The sequence below is a fragment of the Borrelia persica No12 genome (assembly GCF_000500045.1).
GTDB classification, from domain to species: Bacteria; Spirochaetota; Spirochaetia; order Borreliales; family Borreliaceae; genus Borrelia; species Borrelia persica.
The window spans coordinates 1-2,896 of sequence record NZ_AYOT01000104.1 but is presented as its reverse complement, the minus strand read 5'-3'; the positions used below and the strand labels follow the sequence as shown (position 1 = coordinate 2,896).

General features: G+C 26.3%; 4 protein-coding genes. All 4 read left to right on the top strand.

The window, feature by feature from the left end:
• Positions 1 to 35: 35 nt before the first annotated feature.
• A complete protein-coding gene (locus U881_RS0102205) occupies positions 36 to 575 on the top strand; it encodes a DUF226 domain-containing protein (RefSeq protein ID WP_024653091.1) in 540 nt (179 codons plus the stop codon).
• The gene (locus tag U881_RS0102200; RefSeq protein ID WP_024653090.1) at positions 551 to 1,303 is read left to right on the top strand and encodes a ParA family protein; all 753 of its coding nucleotides are present in this window, start codon (positions 551 to 553) and stop codon (positions 1,301 to 1,303) included. Before U881_RS0102205 ends, U881_RS0102200 begins: the two co-directional genes overlap by 25 nt.
• Positions 1,304 to 1,377: 74 nt before the next feature.
• The gene (locus tag U881_RS0102195) at positions 1,378 to 1,917 is read left to right on the top strand and encodes a chromosome replication/partitioning protein (RefSeq protein ID WP_024653089.1); all 540 of its coding nucleotides are present in this window, start codon (positions 1,378 to 1,380) and stop codon (positions 1,915 to 1,917) included.
• A gap of 382 nt (positions 1,918 to 2,299) precedes the next feature.
• A partial coding sequence (locus tag U881_RS0102190) for a recombinase RecT (RefSeq protein ID WP_024653088.1) occupies positions 2,300 to 2,896 on the top strand: 597 nt, incomplete at its 3' end.

The following is a 2,896-nucleotide window of genomic DNA, read 5'->3' as shown; positions in this document are numbered from 1 at the left end:
GAGAGAGTGAGAAAATCGTAACTTGAGGGTAATTAATGGAGAGTGTATTAGAACGCCTAAAAGAAAAAAAAGACAAACCTATCTTTATTGAAATAGAAAATATTAATGGTAGAAGAATATACCATACCAAAATAATGTTGGACTTTTATGGATTTGGAATTAATAAGAATCAAAAACATAAGTTTTTTATTTCGTTTAGGGGACTCTTTGACAGAGAGAAAGTGGAATTTTTCAGTTTATTTTCTTTAAGAGATGATGACAAATTTTTAGGAATATTTTATGGATTTAGAAAACCAATAAAAAATGTAGTTAGAAGATACGAAGAAAATGGTATCATGAAAGCGTCTACATTTTCAAAAATTTATTATATAGAATTCAGATTTAAAAAAGGAAGTGTTTGTTGTTATATAGCGGGAATTTCCTATTTACTTAAAAAAGAAAAACTAAATAAAAAGTATTGTAAGTCTTTGATCGCAATATTACTAAATATAGAAAATGAGGTATACAAATTTTATGATAAGGAATTGCCAAATGGAGGTTTGATAACAAAATGGATAGAAAAAAACCAAAAATAATTACAATTGCATCAATCAAGGGCGGTGTTGGCAAAAGTACAAGTGCAATTATAATTTCAACTTTATTGGCTCAAAAATATAAGGTACTCTTAATAGATATGGATACTCAAGCATCGGTTACTAGTTATTTTTATAGCAAAATACAAGAACATAATATGGACTTAAAAAATAGCAATATATACGAAGTTTTGACAAATGAATTAGCTATTGAAAAGGCAATAGTGAGTATTGATAGTAACTTAGATCTATTGCCAAGTTATTTAAACTTACATATGCTTAATGAAGACAAAATAGAATTTAAAGAATTGTTGCTTAAATCAACTTTAAGTTGTTTTTGTCATGATTATGAGTATATTATACTGGATACAGCACCTAGTTTTGATTTTATGTTGAAAAATGCATTATTGACTAGTGATTATATCATAGTACCAATAATTGCTGAAAAATGGGCTGTTGAATGTTTAGACTTATTTGATTTTTTTTTGAGCAAGTTAGACTTGAAACTATCTGTTTTTTTACTTATAACAAGATTTAAAAGAAATAACTCACATAAAGAATTTGCAAATTTGGTAAAAAATAGAAGGGATTTTTTGGGTATTATCTCTGAAAGAGAAGATTTAAATAGAAATATAGCAGGTAATTCTGATTTTTGTTTTAACAAGGATTATATGTACGAATATAAAAACGCTATTAGTAAATTCTTGATTAAAACGAAAGCTGTTGTATAGGGATCATATCGGCCATTTTTGACTTGTCCCAAATCGGGACAAGTCAAAAAACTTGAATAAATTAAGGAGATATTATGAAAATAATAGTAAATAAAAGAAATTTGGAAGAAAATGTAAGTAGTGAAGATCATAAATATAGGCATTATCAAAAATTAAAAGAAAGTCTGGTTAATAATTTTAAAAAAGAAATTTTTCATAAAATAGAAGTTATTAAAATCTTAAAGGAAATAAAAGACAATGAATATTATAAATTAGATGGATATAATAGTTTTAATTCATTCGCAAAGAATTATAGAATCGCGCGAACTCAAGTGTATGATTATATTAGAATAGCAAATGCCATAGCAGAAGGATTGCTAGAAGAAAAATTTATCATAGAAAATGGACTTACTATGTCTTTGTTGTCGATTAGAGATAAGCATGGTACTACGCTTAAAAAGTCAAAACAGAACCCTATCAAACCACTTCGTTTTCAACTTAAGAGTTATGAAAGTTATGATTTTTATAAAAAAAATGCTAAATTTACAGGTTTTGTATTAGACAAACTTTTTTGGAATAAAAAAGATTTACTTGAGGAACTTATGAATGAGTTTACCCATTGTAAAGGTCATTGATCAAATAAATATTTGTGAACAATTAGTATATAGAACATAATTTTCCTTGAATGAAGATATGCAAGATGCTAATAATTAGTTATCAGAAATAAGAGTTGATTTTACTTTGAATTTATTGTATTCTAGTTATCGTTAGTAGTTCTGATCATTATTAGTGCTACCTATAAAATGTTCGACATTTCATAGGCATTTAGGCTTAGTTAAGTATTCTTTTAAGAGTTTTTAACTAAGCTTAAATTTTTATGTTTGATATTAATTAATGTTTGATGTTGATGATTCAGAGTTTTGAACATAGTCTTTTTTTTCAATCCTTTCAATATTTGACAAATATTAGTTTTTGGTATATAATATAAAAAAATATATTATATATAGGACATTTATAATGGAAAATACTAACAAAATATCAAAAACTAATATGCAAGAAATTATTAACAAATATATTAGTGAAATTACGTCAGAAGATATTTTAAAATTATGGAATTCATACAAATGTATGTATGGATTAGATAAAATAGATTTACAATCAGAACGTGATATTTTAACTTTGCTTAAGATAAATAATCTTAATCCATTTAAAAAAGAAGCATATATAATCCCATTTAATGGGAGACCAACAGTTGTAGTAGCATATCAAACTTTGCTTAAAAGAGTATATGAGTATGGATATGATAGTAGAGATTTTTCATTTAAAGAAGAAAAGCTAAAGACTTATAGAGTTGATGCTAAAGGTAATATAATAGAAAAAGAAGACTTACAGTGTACTGCATATATGAGTACTAGCGAAGGAAAATGTTATAGCTTTTCAGTTCTTTTAGGAGAGTGTAGTAGAAATACAGCAGTATGGAGAGAGAAGCCAGTGTTTATGCTAAGAAAATGTGCAATAAGTGGACTTTGTAGAACATTGCCAGGAACTGATTTATCTGCTATGCCATATACTAGAGAAGAATTAGAAGGTATAAGTACTGTATATGAAGAACAA